This is a genomic window from Corynebacterium drakensteinense (assembly GCF_041224285.1).
Classification (GTDB): Bacteria; Actinomycetota; Actinomycetes; order Mycobacteriales; family Mycobacteriaceae; genus Corynebacterium.
Genome location: NZ_JAXOFP010000002.1, coordinates 50,013 through 70,201 on the forward strand (window position 1 = coordinate 50,013; position 20,189 = coordinate 70,201).

Here is a 20,189-nt window from a genome sequence, read left to right on the forward strand (position 1 = left end):
TTTTCGTTGATAACACGTTGCTACACACGCTGTTTGCCGAGTGTACTAATTCCACCGCTGGGGTTTATTTCTTGCCCCGTACCAACCTACGCAGTCGGCCCAGATATTCCGAAATACGGCTCTCGTTTCCGTGCTCGCTCGGCTGGTAATATACCGCATCCTGCAGCTCATCCGGAATATATTGCTGGTGCACCACCCCGCGCGGATAATCATGTGGATATTTATAGCCTTGCGCATGTCCCAAGCGCTTTGCGCCTGCATAATGGCCATCACGCAGATGCGCTGGCACTGTGCCGGATTTCCCGGCTCGCACATCAGCTAATGCAGCAGTGATTGCTTGGTTGACGCTTGCGGATTTGGGGGCAGTCGCGAGATGAATCACCGCCTGCGCTAGAGTCAGCTTGCCTTCTGGCATGCCAATGAGCTGGACCGCCTGCGAGGCTGCTACGGCAATCTGCAACGCTTGCGGATCGGCCATCCCAATATCTTCGCTCGCCAAGATAACCAGACGCCGAGCAATAAAACGGGGGTCTTCCCCGGCTTCGATCATGCGGGCTAAATAATGCAGCCCCGCGTCTACATCTGAACCACGAATCGATTTGATAAGAGCGCTGGAGACGTCATAGTGCTGATCGCCGTCGCGGTCGTAGCGCACCAAGGCCTTGTCGACACTTTGTGCGACAATCTCAGCGCTAATCTCTTCGACATTCGCACCACTGGCAGTCTCGGCGGCCGCTTCCAGGTAGGTCAGTGCCCGACGGGCATCACCGCCGGCGAGCCGGACGATATCGTCCACTGCTTCTGCAGCAATTGCGACGCGATCAGCCAGCCCCCGCTCATCGTGCACGGCACGCTCGACAAGTTCGGCAATATCACTGGCTTCCAACGGTTGCAAGGTCAACAGCAACGAGCGGGAGAGCAATGGCGAAACCACAGCGAAGGAAGGATTTTCGGTAGTCGCTGCCACCAACAGCACCGTTTGGTTTTCTACTGCAGCCAGCAGTGCATCCTGTTGTGTTTTAGAAAAACGGTGTACTTCGTCGAGAAACAACACGGTACGTTTGCCGTGTTGCGCTGACCGGCGAGCGCTACTAATAACTTCACGGACTTGTTTAACGCCAGAGTCCAAGGCTGAAAGACCGACAAAATGATGGCCCATTTGGGAAGCGATCAGTGACGCGATTGTCGTTTTTCCGGTGCCCGGTGGGCCATACAAGATCACCGAGCTGCGTCCGCGACCTTCGACGAGTTTACGCAGCGGCTTGCCGTCATCAAGCAAATGGGCTTGACCAAGCACTTCATCCAGGCTCGTTGGGCGCATTCGAGCCGCCAACGGCGCATCCGCGCCCGATTGGAAGAGCTCCGCACCACGAAACCGGTCGAAGTCGTGCCCAGCACCACGCCCAGAATCGTCGTCCTGTGCATGATCGCCGAACGCCGAGCCGAACAATGAGTCTTGACTCATTATTTCCAACCGGGTTTTTCTACGCGCTGTGCGATGTTACGGGCGAATTCCGCGATCTCGGGGCTGCTTTCTTCAGTACCCTGCGAACCATACCGCGCCATCGCTTCAAAGGTTTCGAAGATGTCGCGGCGTGCGAGCAGCTCGTCCTCGCTAAAACTGTCTGCAGATCCGACACGCAACAACGCTGCTGCTTGGTCGAGGTCATCTGAAATGTCTTCGCCTTTTTCGAGCATGCCGACCACCCCACTCAGGTTGCCGGCGGACATGGTTGCTAATGTCGACAACCCCCACCCAACTAGGGCTGCAAGCACGCGGGCATGCAGCGTGCGTGATTCGGTCAAGTTGGGGAATACTTCTTTGATTTCGCGCTTCCACGCAGAGATGAAGGTATCGGCTTCCTCATCGGTAATGGGATGGGTGAACACGAACTGCGGGAATCCCGCGATCACGCATGCGATATCGAACGAGACATCACGGAAACCGGCCCATTCATAGTCCAAGAAATGGGTTTTATCGGCGACAATGATGTTATCTGGGGACAAATCAAACGGGGTGAAAGCACGGGCAGAACCGCCGACGACACGCCTGCGAGCTACCTGAGCCGCATCATGGAACGCGCTCGGAATTGTGAATCCAGATTTCTCCAGGATTTGTTCGCCCAGCAGAATCGACTGCTGCAATGCTTCATCGCGGACTCCCTGGTTTTCACCGAACTGCGGGTGATGTTTGAGCATCCGATTCATCAGGATGTCGAATTCTTTCTCGCGCTCCGCGGTGCCCGCGTGCATCCGCCCCAACGACGAACCCAAGTTGCGCAGAATTTTGCCGCGAGTATCGTGCTTCGCGGTTTCCAACAAATCATCGAACGTATCGCCGTCGCCGGAATCGGTCATCACGACGAGCCGCTGATCGATATCATGCGCCAGGATCATCGGACCCGGGCGAACACCTTCCGGCAACGCGGTAGTGAACTGGTACGCAACCACCTCACGCATCAATGCGGCGTCGTAAAGCACCTCGCCAGTCATGGGAACGTACTTCAATACGACGGTACGGTGCTGCAGAAACGGCTGGCTCGCTACCCGGGCCCGCAGTACCGTGGATTCACCAGATCCTGCCAGTGTTTCGACGTCTTCTAGCCGCTGGGAGCCGCCAAAACGATGCGACAGCAAATCCTGCGCGATGCTGACTAATTGCTCTTGGCTAGGCACGTTATTCACTCCATGATCTATGTGATCCGCGTTTACTGTATCGGCTACTGGCGGACCGTTGATTTATTGAGCCCGGTCGTGTGCTGTGTCGTTGTCAGTGATGTACTCACTGTTGCACCTACGTTGGACCCACGGTGGACTCAGTCTCTTACTTCGCGGTGCCCTCGTCGGTTTTCTCGGCATTTTTGGCACCGGCTTTATCAGCTTTCGGTTTGTAATCCACACCCGTTTCTTTACGCTGCGCTGCAGAAATCGGCGCTGGCGCATCGGTCAGCGGGTCCACGCCGCCACCAGACTTCGGGAACGCAATGACATCACGAATGGAATCGTAACCGCCGAGCAAAGAAACGATACGGTCCCAACCAAACGCGATACCGCCATGTGGTGGAGCGCCGTAGCTCATCGCGTCGAGCAGAAAACCGAACTTCTCTTGTGCATCTTCTTCACTGATGCCCATCACGCTGAAGACCCGCTCTTGCAGTTCTTTGTTGTGGATACGGATAGAACCGCCACCGATCTCGTTGCCGTTGCATACTAGATCGTAGGCATAAGCGGTTGCCTCGCCAGGGTTTTCGTCGAAAGAATCGATCCATTCTGGCTTCGGAGACGTAAAGGCGTGGTGAACGGCGGTCCACTTCGAATCGCCGAGTGCAACATCGCCGTCAGCAACGGCAGCCTCGGCTGGTTCGAACAGCGGGGCGTCAACCACCCATACGAATGACCAGTCGCCTTCCTGGATGAGGTCGAGTTTCCGGGCGATTTCGTTACGCGCCGCTCCCAGCAACGCGCGCGAAGAGCGGGTATCGCCAGCTGCGAAAAAGATACAGTCGCCGGGTTGCGCGCCGACGTGCTCAGCAATTCCTGCACGCTCTGCCTCGGTGATGTTCTTGGCGACCGGGCCAGACAACGTGCCATCTTCTCCGACCAGAATATAGGCCAGCCCCTTGGCACCACGCTGTTTCGCCCATTCTTGCCAAGCATCTAGCTGTCGACGTGGCTGATCCGCACCACCACGCATGACGACGGCGCCAACGTATTCGTTTTGGAAGACGCGGAAAGTGGTGTCGCGGAAAAACTCGGCACATTCGGTGATTTCGATATCGAAACGCAGATCCGGCTTGTCCGAACCATATTTCCGCATCGCATCGGCGTAGGTAATGCGCGGAATCGGCTGCGAGATTTCATAACCGATCAGTTTCCACAGCTCCGCAGCAATCTCTTCACCGAGCGCGATGACATCTTCCTGGTCGACGAAAGACATCTCTACGTCCAACTGCGTGAATTCCGGCTGGCGGTCAGCTCGGAAGTCCTCATCGCGGTAGCAGCGGGCAATCTGGTAATAACGCTCCATACCGGCGACCATCAACAGCTGTTTAAACAGCTGCGGCGACTGTGGCAATGCGTACCACGAACCTGGCTTCAAGCGAGCCGGTACAACGAAGTCACGAGCGCCTTCAGGTGTCGACCGCGTCAGTGTTGGGGTCTCGATTTCTAGGAAGTCGTGCTTGTCCAGCACACGCCGCGCAGCTTGGTTAGCACGGGAACGCAGCTTCAAGGCTGCGGCCTGCTTCTGGCGGCGTAGATCGAGGTACCGGTGGCGCAGGCGAGCTTCTTCCCCCACGTCAGACGATGATGCATCTTCGACCTGGAAAGGAAGCGCCTCGGACGTCGACAAGACTTTCAGCTCAGTGACGTTGACTTCGATCTCGCCTGAGGCCAGGTTGGGGTTTTCCGAACCTGCTGGACGTGGTTCAACCTCGCCTGTGATCGCAATGCAGTATTCCGAACGCAGGGCGTGGGCTTGTTCTGCAACCTGAGAATCACGGAAAACGGCTTGCACGTATCCAGAGTGATCACGCAAATCGATAAAGATCACGCCTCCGTGGTCACGGCGGCGAGCAACCCATCCGGCCAAGGTAACTGAGTTTCCTGCAAGATCTTTGCCTAGTTGGCCTGCTGAATGTGTGCGCAGCACGATTATCGACAATCCTTCCGTGGGTCGTGTGGTTCTTGGCAGCTATACGTCATTGCACCTATAGCTCGCGGCACCTACGTGCACTTTTTGCGTGCATGGCAGAAGCCAGCACCGCAAACGGCACTGAACCGAATTTAGACTGTTCCAAGTCTACATTGTTTGCTACGACACGTAGACTAGGCGGCAAACCTACTTTAATTGTTCAACAAATTAATTTTAAATCTTTTATGCAATGCGGAAAGGATTGTTATGACCATTAGCGTCACCGATATCTTCTCAATTGGCATTGGCCCCTCATCCTCACACACCGTCGGCCCGATGCGCGCGGCAAAAGCATTCGTCGACTCCTTAGAATCCGCACCACATGTGGTCAAGGCGCAATTACGCGGTTCTCTATCAGCAACCGGCCGCGGTCATGCCAGCGACCGTGCCGTGATCTTAGGGCTCGTCGGGTGGAACCCACTAGATGTACCACTCGATGCCGAGCCACGCGCTGATCAACCTATCCCCGCCCGCGGTACCGCCACTGGCCCAAGCGGTGAAATCAACTACGAGCTCGATTTCGATAACGAGCCACTACCGCAACACCCCAATGCAGTGGTATTTAGCGCCTGGGACGAAGAGGGCAACAACATTGTCTCGGGTGCGGAATACTTCTCCGTCGGAGGCGGTTTCATTCTCACCCGCGAAGAGCTAGATACAGAGGTGGAAAAAGATGACGAGGTCCCCGCTGGCATGGCTGCGGCCGACGAAGGATCTGCCGTTCCCTACCCATTCAATTCCGGCGCAGAGTTGCTCGCAATGTGCAAGGAATCCGGGTTAGAAATCTGGCAGCTCGTCGAAGCTAACGAACAAGTTTTACACAAAGACGACGGCGGGCTTGATTTCGTCAACGAACACCTTTCGACCGTGTGGGATGTGATGCGCTCCTGCGTCACCGAAGGCATCGCCGCGAAAGGTCATCTGCCGGGCGGCCTGCATGTCCCGCGTCGTGCGCACCGGGTATATGCACAATTGCTCGATGCCGAAGCCGACGCCTCGCATGGATTCGACGCGATGGAATGGGTCAACCTTTACGCACTTGCCGTTAACGAGCAAAATGCGGCCGGTGGGCGTGTAATCACCGCACCGACGAACGGCGCCTGCGGCATCATTCCGGCTGTGCTGCATTATGCCCGCGACTTTCAAGCGAATTTCACCCGCGAATCCGCCCGACGCTACCTGCTCACCGCGGGTGCGATCGGCATGATTATCAAACAGAATGCTTCGATCTCGGGTGCCGAGGTCGGATGCCAGGGTGAGGTCGGTTCCGCATCAGCCATGGCTGCAGCCGGTATGGCGCATCTGCTGGGGTGCAACGCCGCCCAAATTGAAAATGCCGCCGAAATCGCACTCGAGCACAACCTGGGCTTGACCTGCGATCCTGTGGGAGGACTCGTGCAAATCCCCTGTATCGAGCGCAACGCGATCGGTGGCGTGAAATCCATCAACGCCGCCCGCTTAGCAATGTACGGCGAGGGCACACACCACGTCACGCTTGATAACGCCATCGAGACCATGGCTGAGACTGGCCGTGACATGCTCTCGAAATATAAAGAGACCTCCATCGGAGGCCTCGCAAAAACCCTAGGATTCACGGTCAGCCAGGTAGAATGCTAAATCGCGCAGTTGCGAAGCCGGAAGCTACGACGCCGCCGGTTCGCTAGTCTCTAGCGCAACTTCGTGAGCAGCCACTCCCCCAACTGCCCGGCTGGCACCTCGGTCTGCTCGTGGGCGGCGAGGTCTTTCACGGCTACCACACCGTCGGCTAGTTCTGCTTCACCCAGCACCAGGGCGTAGGCAGCCCCCGAACGGTTCGCAGCCTTCATCGCGCCTTTCATGCCCTTGCCGCCGAAAGCCATATCCGCAGAAATGCCTGCCTGCCGAAGTGAATTGATGATCACCGGCATGCGCGCGGCCGCAACCTCGCCCAGGGGAACGCCAAATACTTCCACTCGCTGCTCGATCCCGCGAAGCTCGATGCCTTCGGCCTCCAGGGCCAGAACTGCACGATCGACACCGAGACCAAAACCAATTCCAGACAGCTCCTGGCCACCCAATTGCGCCATCAAGCCGTCATAGCGGCCTCCGCCACCAATTCCCGACTGCGCACCTAGACCATCGTGAACGAACTCGAAGCAAGTCTTGGTGTAATAATCTAGTCCGCGCACCATGCGTGGATTCAGCGTATATTCGATGCCCATCTCGTCGAGAAGCCCGGTGACGGCCTCGAAGTGCGCGCGGCACTCGTCGTTAAGGTGGTCTATCATGAGCGGCGCGTCGACAAGCTGGCGCTGGACCTCTTCACGCTTATCATCCAATACTCGCAAAGGATTAATCTCCGCGCGTTTCCGTGTTTCATCGTCGAGATCGAGGCCGAAGAGAAATTCCTGCAATTTTTCGCGATAAGCCGGGCGACAGTTCTGGTCACCCAAACTCGTTATCTCCAGCCGGTAGCCACGCAGCCCCAAAGCGCGGTAGGCCCGGTCGGCGATCGCGATAACCTCTGCGTCCAACGCCGGATCGTCTACGCCAATCGCTTCCACGCCCACCTGCTGCAACTGCCGATAGCGGCCGGCCTGTGGGCGTTCGTAACGGAAAAAAGGTCCGTTATACACCAGTTTTGCAGGCAGCGGGCCACGGTCCATACCGTGCTGAATCACGGCACGCACGACGCCAGCGGTACCTTCCGGACGCAGAGTGACGGAACGATCGCCACGGTCGGCAAAGGTATACATTTCCTTTGAAACCACATCCGTCGACTCACCCACTCCGCGAGCGAACAATTGGGTGTCTTCAAAAATCGGCAGCTCGATGTGTTCAAAACCAGACAGACGCGCGTGATGAAGCAAAGTATCGCGCACCTTAACAAAGGTCGCCGATTGCGGTGGGATGTAATCAGGTACGCCCTTCGGGGCTGCTGCTTTGAATTTCGAAGTACTCACGAATAACAGTCTAGCCGCTGAGCTGTGTCAAAAATGGATTGGTGGCTTTCTCGTAGCGCATCGTGCTCGTCGGCCCGTGTCCAGGCAAAACCTGTAAATCATCAGGAAGATTCAGCACCACCTCACGCAGCGAGGCATCCATAGCTCGCGGATCAGAAAACGGTAAATCTGTGCGCCCGATTGCTCCACGAAACAACACGTCGCCAGCAAAAACTACGTTATCGGCTTGCAGCATCAAGCACCCCGGAGAATGTCCTGGAGCATGAAAGGTCGAGAACTGGTGGCCCAAAAGCTCAAGTGTCCCTGGCTCATTGCGCTTGCCGACGGTGCCCAATGTGCGTAAGTCTGCGATCGGCACCATGTTGGCAACATCGAAAAGTGCCTGCATACGCTGCGGCAGACCACTGGTATCGCCAAGCCAAAATTCATCGGCGGCGTGAATATAGACCGGTATATCAAATTTTGCGGCAAGATCGCCGGCACAGCGGGTGTGGTCGAAGTGACCGTGGGTCAGAAAAACCGCGTCAAGCTGCAACGATTGCGTTGCCGCTAGGACGCGGTCAAAAGAGTGCATTCCCGGATCAACCACGAATGCGTGGCCGTTATCGGAAACGATATAGCAATTTGTTTGGTACGGGCCTGCTGCGAATCCGGAAATCTCCATGTAGGGATTCTACATAGTTATTCCTCAGCGATATTCCAGAGCGTCAGCGTTGGTTATTTTTGCAGCGCTTCCAAGGCTGCGTCGTAGTTTGGCTCGGAGGTGATCTCGTCCACAAGCTCCACGTGAGTGATCTCGTGGTTTTCATCGGTCACGATTACGGTGCGCGCCAACAAACCCTTCAGAGGGGAGCCGTCGAGCTGCAAGCCGAACTCCTGCCCAAAATTCGAGCGGAATACCGAACCGGTTTTGACGTTCTCAATGCCTTCAGCATCGGTGAAACGACCTTGCGCCATGGGCAAGTCAGCAGAAATGCCGAGAACGACGGTATTGTCCAGCGCGGTTGCTTCCTCGTTAAAGCGGCGAACCGAAGTGGCGCACACGCCGGTATCGACCGAAGGGAAGATGTTCAGAACGAGTTTTTTGCCTGCATAATCGGACGGGGAGAATTCCTGCAAGTCGGAACCCACGACAGTAAAGTCCGGCAACTTGTCGCCTACCTGAGGCAACTCGCCAACGGTGTTCGTGTCTTGACCTTGAAACTTAGTAGTAGCCATATCTCCAACAATAATGACTTGCAGAAATCCCCGCTACCACTTTTCTAGATACAGCAAGGACTGTTGCTTATTTGCTACGCAAGTTCCAGCCACCCCAGAAAATCTCCAGCAGAGCCCAGAAGATGCCAGCGAAAATCCAGCAAACCGCTGGACTATGTTCCGCACCGCACTCCCCGAGCGCAAAACTAATTAGCTAGAATCTTCGCAGATGCCAAACAAGGCGAGCCCCGGCAATAAATCCTCGCCGGGCAATGAAACCACAACAGGAAAGACTAAACGTGGCCGACAATCACACTGATAACAAACAACGTGGCGCCGATGCGCTCGAAGAACTGGATAAGGCGTTGAAGTCGCGGGAGCGCAAAGAAAAATCGCAGCCTTTGGGAATCGCAGCGGTTGCTGCACTCGCGATCGTCGCACTCGTTGGCGGTATTTGGCTCATGGCAACCCGCGACGGTGACGACGCCGAACTCACTGCCGAAGAAGAAACCACCACGACAGACACCCCTGAAGCCGAGCCTCTTGCCATGGAGCGCAAAGACCAGCTCGACGAAACAGTCTCGTGCACCTACGAGGAACGTGACAATGAAGCGGGCGCTTCCGATGCCGGTCTGCCGAAAACTGAGAATGTATCGGCGCGTGGCAACGTCACTGTCACTTTAGAGACCTCTCAAGGTGACATCGGCATGGATCTTGACCGTGAAGTAGCGCCATGTACCGTCAACGCCATCGAACACCTCGCCAGCGAAGGCTACTACGATGACACAGTCTGCCACCGTCTGACCACCGAGGGAATCCACGTATTGCAATGTGGCGACCCCACCGGAAAGGGCTCTGGCGGCCCAGGCTTCCAGTTCGCCAACGAATACCCGACCGATGAGCTCGGCGACGACGCTGCCACTACCCAAGTTGTCTACCCACGTGGGTCTATCGCCATGGCGAACGCGGGTGCAGGCACGAACGGTTCGCAATTCTTCTTGAACTACGACGACTCTCCACTGCAAGCCAACTACACGTACTTCGGCCAAATCGATGAAGAAGGCTTGAAGGCACTCGACAGCATCGCAGAAGCGGGCACTGGAGACGGTTCTGGGGACGGCGCTCCTGCCGAAGAAGTGCGGATTAAAACGGCGTCCGTGAAAAAATCCTAATTTTCACAAACTTTTTATCGGAAATGGTTGCAAATTAAGGTTTGTTTCCGTTAATCTGAATGCGTTCTGCACACACCGACTTCTAAGGAATTCAGGCAACATGAAGTTTTCCCCTCGCAAGGCTGTCCTCGCCGGCGTTACTGCTCTTGCTCTGTCCACCACCGCGCTGACCGCTGCTCCAGCCATCGCTGAAGAAAACCAGCAGAAGACACCCGGAATTTCAGGCTCATCGGAGCTCTTCGAGAAGTCTGGATCGTCCGAGGGCAACGACAAAGAGAGCAAAGAGAGCACTGAAACCTCGAAGCCAGCCGACTCTGAGAAGAAAGAAAAGCCAGCTGAAGACAAGAAGGAAGGCAGCTCTCAAGAGCCAGCTGGAGACAAGAAGGAAGGCAGCTCCCTAGAGAACAAAGGAAGCTCTGAAGGCGGCTTTAACTTCAAGAAGTTCAGCGAGATCCTGAAGGCTATCTCCGGTGTTGTTGGCGTTGCCAGCACCATCTTCGCTTTCCTGAAATCCTTGAAGATCATCTAATAAATCTTCGATCTCAGCGATCGGCTACCGCAGGATAACTTTCGAAGTCTAGACTGCACCCCACGGCTAGGAGCATTTCCTCGCCACCGAAAACCACCCGCCAAGCACTCTGAAAAGTTGCCGGGCGGGTGGTTTCTTTTTGCATCGGTGACGCTAAGCCGTCACACGATAAACGTCAAAAACGCCTTCGGTATTGCGCAAAGTATTCATCAACGCCCCCAACTGTTTACTGCCCGATACCGTGAAGGTAAAGCGAACGGTCGCCACATGATCTTCCGAACAGTGCGAACTCATTGACAACACCGACAAGCTTGATTGTTGGAATATCCCCGTCAGCTCGTACAGCAACCCTTGCCGGTCAAGTGCCTCCAGCTGGAGCGTCGCACTAAACGCACCTTCGGTATCGACGTTGTTTGCCCAAGTGACTGAAAGTACGCGTTCCGGCTCATCACGCAGTTTCGTCGCATTAGTGCAATCCGCGCGGTGCACGGATACACCGCCGCCTCGGGTGACGAAACCAAAAATTTCATCACCAGGCACCGGCTGACAACACTTCGCGATCTTGGCCATAACGTCGGGGTTGCCCTCGACGAGAATCGCACTTCCACTCTTGTCCTGACCCGCTGCCTGTTGCTTCGACTCCAATAGTTGACTCCACGGAGTTCGATCGGCCAGGGCGTCGACTGCATCTTCTTGGTCGCCGAACATCGCCATCAACTGATTCGACACGTGCTGCGCCGAAACATGTCCAGCACCGATCGCGGTATAGAGTGCATCGATGTCTGGATAGTGCAGCTGCGTCGCAACCTGCTTCATTGAAGCGGTGGTAAACAGCCTGTGCATCGGAAGGCCACCACGTTGAATCTCGGCGGCTAATGCATCGCGGCCGGCCTCCAAGTGAACCTCACGCATTTCTTTGGCGAACCACTGCCGGATGTTTGCCCGTGCACGCGGGGATACCACGAAATTTTGCCAATCGCGGGATGGCCCGGCGTTGGGGTCCTTCGAGGTAAAAATCTCTACCCGATCACCCGAGTTAAGCTTTGATTCTAACGCGACCAGCTTGCCATTCACTTTGGCACCAATACAACGATGACCAACCTCTGTGTGCACGGTATAGGCGAAGTCCACCGGGGTGGAATCTGCCGGAAGCGTGATCACATCGCCTTTCGGCGTGAATGCGAAAATTTGGTTCGAGGTGAGATCGTAACGCAGCGAATCCAGAAACTCGTTGGGATCAGCAGCTTCTTTTTGCCAGTCCAGCAATTGGCGCATCCACGCCATCTGATCGACTTCCGCGTCTTTTTCGCTGTTTTTGCCTTTCAGCTCTTTATAGCGCCAGTGCGCGGCAACACCATATTCAGCATTATGGTGCATCTCGTGGGTTCTGACCTGCACCTCCAAGGGCTTGCCAGCACCGGAAATTACCGTGGTGTGCAGCGATTGATAAACACCAAAGCGCGGCTGCGCAATATAGTCTTTGAAACGCCCGGGAAGCGCAGAATATAGCCCGTGAACGACGCCGATCGCGGCATAGCAGCTGTTGACGTCGTTGACGAGAATACGAATTCCCACCAAATCGAAGATTTCGGCGAAATCACGGCCACGCACAATCATCTTTTGATAGACGGACCAGTAATGCTTTGGTCGTCCACGAACTTCGGCTTCGATGCCATTGTCTTTGAGGGTCGAGGAGACTTCGTCGATGATTTCCGCGAGGACGCGATCACGCTGCGGTGCGCGGTCGGCAATCATGCGCACGATTTCGTCGTATTTCTTCGGATAAAGAATAGCGAACGCGAGATCTTCGAGTTCCCATTTCACCGAGGCCATGCCCAATCGATGCGCCAAAGGCGCGATAATCTCAATGGTTTCGCGGGCTTTCTTCGCTTGCTTTTCTGGAGGCAAAAACCGCATCGTGCGCATGTTGTGCAAGCGGTCAGAGACCTTAATGACCAGCACGCGAGGGTCTTTGGACATGGCAACGATCATCTTCCGGATCGTCTCGGCCTCAGCTCCGCTACCAAACGCTAATTTGTCGAGCTTGGTCACGCCGTCGACAAGGCGTGCGACCTCTGCCCCAAAATCGCGGGTGAGATCGTCTAACGAGTAATCGGTGTCTTCGACGGTGTCATGCAATAAAGCTGCCACCACGGTTGTGGTATCCATGCCGATTTCCGCGGCAATCGTGGCCACCGCCAATGGATGTGTGATGTAAGGATCGCCAGAGTTCCTGGTTACGCCTTCGTGTAGACGCTCCGCTGTCTCATATGCACGGTTAATGAGATCTGCATCGGCCTTTGGGTGAAACTCACGATGGATCGACATCAGTGGTTCGAGAACCGGTTTGATCTTCACTTTGCCGGAGGTCAGTGACCTTGCGAGGCGCGCTGACATACTGCGCACGCTCGGTGATGATCGCTTTCCTGCTTTATTGTCAGTCATTATTGCATCTCCGCACTCTAGCGCACTGAATTCGGATAGATAACCACCAGATTATCGTCTCCCAGCTTTGTGCGCCCGTCTAAACCAGGGATTTCCAAGATGACGACGTTGGCGACAATATTGGCGCCGCACGCAGTAAGCAGCTTCTTCGCAGCACCGAGCGTGCCACCCGTGGCAAGAATGTCGTCGACCAGAGCAACATTCTTCCCCGCAAGATCGATTCCATCAGCGGGTACTTCAAGTGCCGCGTCACCGTATTCCAGGCTGTAGTCTTGGGTGTGCACCGGTGGTGGCAACTTACCCTTTTTGCGGATAGCCAGAATGCCTAATCCCAGCTTGTAAGCGACAGCAGAACCCAGCAAGAAGCCACGGGCGTCCAAACCGCCGATGATTTCAGCGCCAGCTGCTTTGCACTGTTCCGCCAATGCATCGACCAGCGTGGCGAATGCGGTAGGATCCGCGAGTACCGGAGTCAAGTCTTCAAAAACGATACCCGGCTGCGGGAAATCGTGGACCCGACGGATCTTTTCTTCCAGAACATTCTGGGCTCCGGCTAGAGTCGTGGTTCTAACGAATTCAGTCACAGTATTTTTCCCAATATCGGCGGTCAATGAGTCAGCTAGCTGGTGATTCGCAGCGCAGCTCCAGATGTGGAACGACGAATAAGCCGGACGTTAGCCGGTTTTCTGCCAGCGATCCATATTCCAGCCTATTCCCGACTCACCAGTATAAGGCACTGCGTGAGCAACGTTGCGGTTAATCACGAACACGCGTGGCTGTGCCGCTAAGGGGATCGCACGCATTTCTTCCCACATCCTCGATTCCGCCTCGCGCAGCCCCGCAATGTCCGCTACTTGCACCGCTGCGCGCACATCCAAGTTCGGCGGATACACCGCACCCAAATAGGCATCAATCTTGCGGGAGGCTGCTCCGGCTTCTTCTGCAGTAGATTCCCCTCCCGCAGAAGATTCGGAACTCGCACCATCACCAGCATCATCGGTGATAAAGAGATCATCCGCTGTCGTTTCTGCTTGGGAGGCATCCACTACTTCGATCTCGGCATGCTGACAGTCCGCAGCGATGGTTTCGACCATTCTTTTTAGGCGCTGGTCTTGGCCGCGATAGCCAATGCGAACCGTCTGGCCTGCAAGTTGACGAGCCCTCTCATGATCAACCGCTGCGTGCGGTTCAGCGATGTCGCGAAGGTGGGCGCGTGCGGGGTCTTCATGCTCGATGCTTTGCCAAAGCACTGGCTCGACTTCGACGCCGGAGGCTTGCGACGAGGTCGCTGCAACCGCTGCTTGGTCAATACATGCAGCAAAGGCTTGCCGATTACCGGCTTCGGCAAAGATCCCATCGTCGGCAAGCAACAAAGCATCCGTGAGTTCGCCGACCTCGGGGTAGACATCGAAATTATTACCCATGGCATCCCGGTCCAACCAATCAGGATCAATCTGGCTGATATCTGCGATGTCAAGGGAATCAGCTTGTACCAGCTGTTCGGAATCGGCACGCGCTGGCCAGACAGCCAGACTGTCCAACTGCGCACTATCCCCGTAATACGCGTCATTGCGGGCTAAGACAGCAGCCCCGTCGTCGTTAACATGATCAATGAGGAAGGGCCCAAACGACACTTGCAGCAGCGCGTCAAAGTTTTCTAGGTCGAAGCCTTCCGACCAAATTCTCGCTGGCTCCCTGAGCGTGTCGACATCACGCTGTTCTAGGGCTTCATGTAACTGTGACTTCGAGATCCCAGCTTTCGAGGCTATCGCATGTGCCGGTAACACGGTTCCAGGAGCGAATAATTCTCGCCAGCGTCCACCTGCGCCTTCCTTGAATTTCACGACGAATCGTGTCGAGCCCGGATGGCAATCAAACTGACTCACATGTTGCATCAGCGGCAACCTGGAATCGAATAACTCGGGCATGACACCGGCTGTATAGGTTAATAAAAAATCTGTGCAGGTGATTGCGGCGCCGTCCGAAAACTGTGCGCCATCCACGAGGTTAAAAAGAACTTGTGGCTCCGGGCCAGGTATGTAACGGACATTGATCAAATCGCTATTTTGGATCATCTGCCCGTGCGGTCCCGGGACATGGACTCCGGGATACAACCGCGCCGATAATTGTTGGGCCGCAGTAGCGCTGCCCTGCGTGGAACCAGCATTCGTCGTTGTCAACGGAGAAGACGACTGAAAATTGAGGTCTTGCGCACCGTCGGCAACCGTGCTGATCCAACCAAGATGATCAGATGCCTCTGGTTCGGGTTCATCAGCGCAAGAAACGAGCACACCAGCCAATGCCAGTGACGCAGTGATCGCTGAAACACGGCGTCGGCCGTGCCGTCGTGCTGATCTTGCATTCGAATCGAGAGACTCCGCCATGGGGTACTTGTTCCTCACTTATTCCAGATAATAAACAGTGAGCGTACGAAACTCGGCGACGATGGGCAAACCTATCGTCGCCGAGTTTTATTCAGGCCGCCACGTACTGCCAGTAGGGTTGTGTCCATTCCGTTGAGTCTCCGGAGCCGGCGCATTGACTGGTGCGTTTTCCGGAGAGGCAAACGTGCGGTGCTCAATGTCGTCGTTGGTGGCTGCATCGGCAGAAAGATCGCTGCCTTGCTCACCACGTGCACGATATTGCGCTACTTCTTCGTTGTGCTTTTTGATCTTCTTACTGCGGTTAACGAGGGAAACCAGCAACGGCGTCGCCAAGAAAATCGAAGAGAAAATGCCTTCGATGACACCAATCAGCTGGACCAAAGCAAGATCACGCAGCGTTCCGATCCCCATCAGCCACACGGCCACCGCGAAAAGCGCGATGATCGGCAGCGCAGAAATCACCGAAGTCGAAATCGAACGCATCACGGTCTGGTTGATAGCTCGGTTCGCCTCTTCCGAATAGGTCGCACGCCGCGAGGCAGTCACGCCCTCAGTGTTCTCATTCACCTTGTCGAACACAATGACTGTGTCATAAATCGAGAAGGTCAACACCGTCAGCAGACCGATGATGACAGCTGGCGAGACTTCAAAGCCAAACAGAGAATAAATTCCCGCGATGACGATGCCGTCGACGACGAGCGCGCCCATCGCAGCAACGGCCATGTATTTCTGCAGACGGAAAGCAACATAAATCGTCGCGAATACCAGAAAGACCACCATAGACAACAGCATGCGCTGCGTAATCGTATCGCCCCAGGATTCCGAAACTGTCGAGTCTCCAATGGCATCAGGCGATGGTTTTCCCGTGTGATCGACCGGTTCATGCTCTTCGAAGATGGCGAGACGCGCCTCGTCGATTTGGGCCGGCGATAGGTGTTCAGAGGTGATCTCAAGAGTCTCCGAATCGCCAGAACCGACAATTTGTGTGATCTCCGGCGTTACTCCGGTAGCTTCAACGAAGGTCTCTTCGACTTCTTCAGCGACCAGATCGCCCGCAGGCATGGTGATCCGGGTGCCGCCTTCGAAATCGATAGACATGGAAAAACCCCGGAAAAGCATCGACGCCAGGCTTATCAGGATAAGCGCGGCAGTGATGACGTAGAACAGCTTGGTGCGACCGATGAAATCGATGCCGCCATCTCCGGTGGTTAAGCGGTTGACGAGTGATTGTTTAGCCATGGATTTTCTCCTCATCCGCAGATTCGGCTTCTGCACGGCGCTGTTCGACTAAGTCATAAACTTTGCCCAGGCCGTTTACCTGTGGTTTCGCCCAGAATGGTTTGCGAGCTGCAAGGATCATCAACGGAGCGGTCACCAAGAAGGAGACAACAATGTCGAATACCGTCGTAATTCCCAGAGTGAACGCAAAACCTTTCACATCACCGACTGCCAGGAAGTAAACGACGACGGAACCAATCAGGGTCACGACGTTACCGGTGACAATCGTGCGCTTCGCTCGCTCCCAAGCCCGTGGTGCGGCGGAGCGGAATGTTCGGCCCTGCAACAGCTCATCCTTGATGCGCTCGTAGAGGACAACAAACGAGTCAGCTGCGGTGGCAATACCAATGATCAGACCCGCGATACCTGACAGATCCAATGAGTAACCGATCCAACGCCCCAGCAGAACGATCGCCGCATAGGTAATGACGCCAGCCGCTGCGAGTGAAACCAGAGAAACGAGGGCAAGTAGGCGGTAGTAGAAGAAAACGTAGACTGCGATTAATGCTAAGCCAACCAATCCGGCGATAAGCCCGGCTTTGAGTGCAGCTTGCCCCAGTGATGGTGGGACGGTTTCTGCGGTACCACCAGGGGTTCCGTCTTCGCCGACAAACGACAACGGCAGTGCACCGTAGCGCAGGTTGTTTGCGAGTTCTTGCGCTTCATCCTGGCTGAATTGTCCCGTGATCGAGGTCGTCGAACCGTATGGGGTAACGCCCTGAATGACCGGTGCAGAAATCACATTCGAGTCCAAGGTGATGGCAATTTGCTGCTGCAAATATTCCTGTGTGAGATCAGCCCAGGTTTGTGCGCCCGAAGGGCCAGAGCCGGTCTTAAACGCGAAAGAGATCTCCATTTGCCCGCTGTGCTGGTTAAAACCACCGTTAATCGGGCTATCGGTATCGATTTCATTACCCGTCAAACGCGGACCATCGGGGTCAGTGACACCGTTGAGTAACGGCGCAGGCTGCAGCAAATATGGCTGCCCTTGTTCATAGTCACACGTCACCAGCGGACGCGCCGGATCATCCGCACCCGACAGAGGATCAATATCACCTTCGCACGTCATCAATGCACTGGCAGCAGCTTGTGTAGTCGGGTCATCCGACTGCCGATCTTTAATCAACAGCTCAGTGATTTCTTCCCTGCGCTCCGCCTGTTCAATCGAGTTAGTCGGCTCGGGTTTCGGCTTCGCCGTAATTTTCGGCTTCTCCCCCGGGTCAGGCGCCTGCTCCCCCTCACCTTGACTCCGCTGGTCTTCGATCGCCGCGAAAATCTGGTCGATCGTTTCTTCGGCTTCTTCTTTGCTCAGCAAGTCATATTCGACCCACCGGTTCGCCATTTCCGCGAGCGTCTCAGTCAACGCTGTTGGATCTGGTGCAGGCTGCTGCGCTACTGGACGAAATAGCAACTGCGAGGTCTGGCCCACGGCGCGTGCCTGTGCTGTGTCCTCGCCAGGCACGGTAATAACCAAGGTATTACCGTCGGCGACGACTTGTGCACCCGAAACTCCCATACCGTTGACACGCTGCTCCAAAATTGTGCGCGCTTGGTCTAACTGGTCTTGGGTGGGCTCGTCGCCTTGCGGAACCAACGTCACCCGGGTTCCACCTTGTAGATCGATGCCAAGACGTGGCGTCGCTTGGCGGTCACCCGTAAACAAAATCAGCGAAAAGAGTGCCACGGTGACGAGAATAAACCAGGCCAAGGCCTTGGCAGGCCACGTGCGGGCATTGCCGACGCGTTTGGCCTTTGTATTTGGTTCCGGCAAGGGTGTTTCTCCTGAAAAAACTTTTAAGCAGGCTGCGATGATGCAGCAATGAGGTTAATACACGATCAGTGTTGACTGATTTGCCGCATTGACACCATCACAGCCTAAGCCCTAGTTAACTGTTACGGTTGTCGTTTTCTGGATGATCAGAGTAATCCTGCTCACCACGGTCGTCGTTACTGTGGTCCGCAATGCTTTGTTCACCGTGTGCATCGCCTGGTTCGCCCGCAATCGGGGAATTCTGCGCTGGGGTTACTTGGTCGGCAGGGCGCAAAATGGCAATTTTTTCCATAGTAACTTCTACGCCATCGGCCACCTCACCAGTAACGCTGGTCTCTCCAACATCCGTCAGTACCAAGTGGATGCCGCCAGCAGAGATCACACGATCACCCGGTTGCAACGCCTGCTGGAAGGAACGCATCTCTTCCTGCTGTTTGCGCTGTTTGCGCATCATAAAAAATGATGGCAGCAAGAACAACGCCAAAAGGACAATAATGATCATAATATCCATGTCCCACAGTGTGCCAGACAGGGCTAAGGCAATGCTACTTAGCCCCGGTGGACACACACGTGGGCAGAGTGATCTTGAGGACGCGAAGCCGAGCAATCACTCCGCGTTATTGTCCTGCATAGTCGTCGAACTGTCCCGGGGCATGGTCCGGCGCTGGTAATCCGAGATGATTCCATGCGCGCGCAGTCGCTACCCTGCCGCGTCCAGTGCGTGCCAGTAATCCTGCCCGCACCAAAAATGGTTCACAGACTTCTTCTACAGTGGCAGCTTCTTCTCCGACAGCCACCGCCAAGGTGTTTACGCCCACTGGTCCACCACCGTGCCCTTTCACCAGAGCGCCCAGAACCGCTCTATCCAGACGGTCGAGCCCGAGGTTGTCGACGTCGAAAACATCCAGCGCTCCCTGCGCAGCAGCGAAGTCGATGCGACCGGTGCCGTGCACGTCAGCGTAGTCGCGCACGCGCCGCAACAAGCGATTGGCAATTCGTGGGGTCCCGCGCGAACGCGAGCCGATTTCTACCGCTGCATCATGGTCAATCTCTACCTGCAATATCTTGGCAGTGCGCTCAATGACTTCGGTCAGATCGGCAGTGTCATAAAACTCCATCTGTGCGTTGAACCCGAAGCGGTCACGTAGCGGTCCCGTCAGCATGCCAGCGCGCGTCGTTGCCCCCACCAGAGTAAATGGAGGAATCTCTAGTGGAATTGACGTCGCTCCAGGACCTTTACCGACGATGACATCGATGCGAAAATCTTCCATGGCCATATACAGCATTTCCTCGGCCGATCGCGCCATTCGGTGAATCTCGTCGATAAATAGCACATCGCCTTCGATGAGGTTAGACAGCATCGCAGCCAGATCGCCTGCTCGCTCTAGTGCTGGCCCGGAGGTCATGCGCAAACTAGAACCGAGTTCTCCGGCGATAATCATCGCCATCGTTGTCTTACCCAAACCCGGTGGTCCCGAGAGCAAGACATGGTCCGGGGTAACGCTACGCCCACGCGCGCCGTCTAACACGAGTGAGAGCTGTTCGCGCACCTTCGGCTGCCCAATAAATTCGGCTAAATTTTTCGGCCGTAGCGAACGCTCAATGTCTTGTTCGCCATTGTGTCGATGGGGATCTACAGCAGCATCCTGCGATCGTCCCCGACCCCCGCCAGCCACAGCGGACGGCTGCTCCGAATTCCTGCTGCTGTCAGCGGTGTAATCGGCTGGTAATTCAAACTCTGTGCGCTCTAAATCAGACATTTTCTACCGCTTCTATCC

At 55.5% G+C, this 20,189-nt stretch carries 16 protein-coding genes; 3 read left to right on the plus strand and 13 right to left on the minus strand.

Annotated elements, in window-relative coordinates:
- Nucleotides 1–64 precede the first annotated feature (64 nt).
- From U1140_RS01620 to aspS, 3 genes are all read right to left on the minus strand, one after another.
- Entirely contained in the window at nucleotides 65–1,465 is a 1,401-nt protein-coding gene (locus tag U1140_RS01620; RefSeq protein WP_369845708.1) for a replication-associated recombination protein A, read from the minus strand.
- Nucleotides 1,465–2,676 (minus strand): phosphotransferase family protein, encoded by a 1,212-nt coding sequence (locus tag U1140_RS01625; RefSeq protein ID WP_369845895.1) that lies wholly within the window; start codon nucleotides 2,674–2,676, stop codon nucleotides 1,465–1,467. Before U1140_RS01625 ends, U1140_RS01620 begins: the two co-directional genes overlap by 1 nt.
- 148 nt (nucleotides 2,677–2,824) lie before the next feature.
- A complete protein-coding gene (gene aspS / locus U1140_RS01630) occupies nucleotides 2,825–4,651 on the minus strand; it encodes an aspartate--tRNA ligase (RefSeq protein ID WP_369845709.1) in 1,827 nt (608 codons plus the stop codon).
- Between the two features lie 249 nt (nucleotides 4,652–4,900).
- Here aspS and U1140_RS01635 point away from each other — a divergent pair, with 249 nt between their 5' ends.
- Nucleotides 4,901–6,310, plus strand: coding sequence for an L-serine ammonia-lyase (locus U1140_RS01635; protein WP_369845710.1), 1,410 nt, complete (start codon nucleotides 4,901–4,903; stop codon nucleotides 6,308–6,310).
- A 50-nt stretch (nucleotides 6,311–6,360) separates the two neighbouring features.
- Here the strand turns inward: U1140_RS01635 and hisS are convergent, their stop codons facing one another.
- From hisS to tpx, 3 genes are read right to left on the minus strand one after another with little or no spacing between them, the layout of a single operon-like run.
- Entirely contained in the window at nucleotides 6,361–7,635 is a 1,275-nt protein-coding gene (gene hisS / locus U1140_RS01640; protein WP_369845711.1) for a histidine--tRNA ligase, read from the minus strand.
- A 10-nt stretch (nucleotides 7,636–7,645) separates the two neighbouring features.
- Nucleotides 7,646–8,299, minus strand: coding sequence for an MBL fold metallo-hydrolase (locus U1140_RS01645; protein ID WP_369845712.1), 654 nt, complete (start codon nucleotides 8,297–8,299; stop codon nucleotides 7,646–7,648).
- Nucleotides 8,300–8,352: 53 nt separating this feature from the next.
- Complete coding sequence (gene tpx, locus U1140_RS01650; protein WP_369845713.1) at nucleotides 8,353–8,853, minus strand: thiol peroxidase; 501 nt, start codon at nucleotides 8,851–8,853, stop codon at nucleotides 8,353–8,355.
- A gap of 278 nt (nucleotides 8,854–9,131) precedes the next feature.
- On the opposite strand from tpx, the gene U1140_RS01655 reads away from it, so the two are divergent.
- Nucleotides 9,132–10,004: a peptidylprolyl isomerase gene (locus U1140_RS01655; RefSeq protein WP_369845714.1), complete on the plus strand. Its 873-nt coding sequence runs from the start codon at nucleotides 9,132–9,134 to the stop codon at nucleotides 10,002–10,004.
- A gap of 100 nt (nucleotides 10,005–10,104) precedes the next feature.
- Entirely contained in the window at nucleotides 10,105–10,533 is a 429-nt protein-coding gene (locus U1140_RS01660; RefSeq protein ID WP_369845715.1) for a hypothetical protein, read from the plus strand.
- A 153-nt stretch (nucleotides 10,534–10,686) separates the two neighbouring features.
- On the opposite strand, the gene U1140_RS01665 is transcribed toward U1140_RS01660, so the two are convergent.
- The 7 genes from U1140_RS01665 to ruvB all read right to left on the minus strand — a co-directional run bounded on the left by U1140_RS01665 (nucleotide 10,687) and on the right by ruvB (nucleotide 20,171).
- The gene (locus U1140_RS01665; protein WP_369845716.1) at nucleotides 10,687–12,978 is read right to left on the minus strand and encodes a RelA/SpoT family protein; all 2,292 of its coding nucleotides are present in this window, start codon (nucleotides 12,976–12,978) and stop codon (nucleotides 10,687–10,689) included.
- Nucleotides 12,979–12,995: 17 nt separating this feature from the next.
- Nucleotides 12,996–13,562 (minus strand): adenine phosphoribosyltransferase, encoded by a 567-nt coding sequence (locus tag U1140_RS01670; protein ID WP_369845717.1) that lies wholly within the window; start codon nucleotides 13,560–13,562, stop codon nucleotides 12,996–12,998.
- A 90-nt stretch (nucleotides 13,563–13,652) separates the two neighbouring features.
- Nucleotides 13,653–15,362 carry an ABC transporter substrate-binding protein gene (locus tag U1140_RS01675; protein ID WP_369845718.1) on the minus strand — a complete coding sequence of 570 codons (1,710 nt, stop codon included), beginning with the start codon at nucleotides 15,360–15,362 and terminating at the stop codon, nucleotides 13,653–13,655.
- 87 nt (nucleotides 15,363–15,449) lie between these two features.
- Nucleotides 15,450–16,601, minus strand: coding sequence for a protein translocase subunit SecF (secF, locus tag U1140_RS01680; protein ID WP_369845719.1), 1,152 nt, complete (start codon nucleotides 16,599–16,601; stop codon nucleotides 15,450–15,452).
- Nucleotides 16,594–18,411 carry a protein translocase subunit SecD gene (gene secD / locus U1140_RS01685; RefSeq protein WP_369845720.1) on the minus strand — a complete coding sequence of 606 codons (1,818 nt, stop codon included), beginning with the start codon at nucleotides 18,409–18,411 and terminating at the stop codon, nucleotides 16,594–16,596. Before secD ends, secF begins: the two co-directional genes overlap by 8 nt.
- Before the next feature lie 115 nt (nucleotides 18,412–18,526).
- Nucleotides 18,527–18,922, minus strand: a complete 396-nt coding sequence (yajC, locus tag U1140_RS01690) for a preprotein translocase subunit YajC (RefSeq protein WP_369845721.1) — start codon at nucleotides 18,920–18,922, stop codon at nucleotides 18,527–18,529.
- A 106-nt stretch (nucleotides 18,923–19,028) separates the two neighbouring features.
- Nucleotides 19,029–20,171 carry a Holliday junction branch migration DNA helicase RuvB gene (ruvB, locus tag U1140_RS01695; protein WP_369845722.1) on the minus strand — a complete coding sequence of 381 codons (1,143 nt, stop codon included), beginning with the start codon at nucleotides 20,169–20,171 and terminating at the stop codon, nucleotides 19,029–19,031.
- Nucleotides 20,172–20,189: the final 18 nt, after the last annotated feature.

Excerpts from the sequence above, each read along its gene's own strand:
- U1140_RS01620 (WP_369845708.1), bottom strand. The coding sequence starts at position 1,465 with ATGAGTCAAGACTCATTGTTCGGCTCGGCGTTCGGCGATCATGCACAG.
- U1140_RS01635 (WP_369845710.1), top strand. The coding sequence starts at position 4,901 with ATGACCATTAGCGTCACCGATATCTTCTCAATTGGCATTGGCCCCTCA.
- U1140_RS01645 (WP_369845712.1), bottom strand. The coding sequence starts at position 8,299 with ATGGAGATTTCCGGATTCGCAGCAGGCCCGTACCAAACAAATTGCTAT.
- tpx (WP_369845713.1), bottom strand. The coding sequence starts at position 8,853 with ATGGCTACTACTAAGTTTCAAGGTCAAGACACGAACACCGTTGGCGAG.
- U1140_RS01660 (WP_369845715.1), top strand. The coding sequence starts at position 10,105 with ATGAAGTTTTCCCCTCGCAAGGCTGTCCTCGCCGGCGTTACTGCTCTT.
- U1140_RS01665 (WP_369845716.1), bottom strand. The coding sequence starts at position 12,978 with ATGACTGACAATAAAGCAGGAAAGCGATCATCACCGAGCGTGCGCAGT.
- U1140_RS01675 (WP_369845718.1), bottom strand. The coding sequence starts at position 15,362 with ATGGCGGAGTCTCTCGATTCGAATGCAAGATCAGCACGACGGCACGGC.
- secF (WP_369845719.1), bottom strand. The coding sequence starts at position 16,601 with ATGGCTAAACAATCACTCGTCAACCGCTTAACCACCGGAGATGGCGGC.
- yajC (WP_369845721.1), bottom strand. The coding sequence starts at position 18,922 with ATGGATATTATGATCATTATTGTCCTTTTGGCGTTGTTCTTGCTGCCA.
- ruvB (WP_369845722.1), bottom strand. The coding sequence starts at position 20,171 with ATGTCTGATTTAGAGCGCACAGAGTTTGAATTACCAGCCGATTACACC.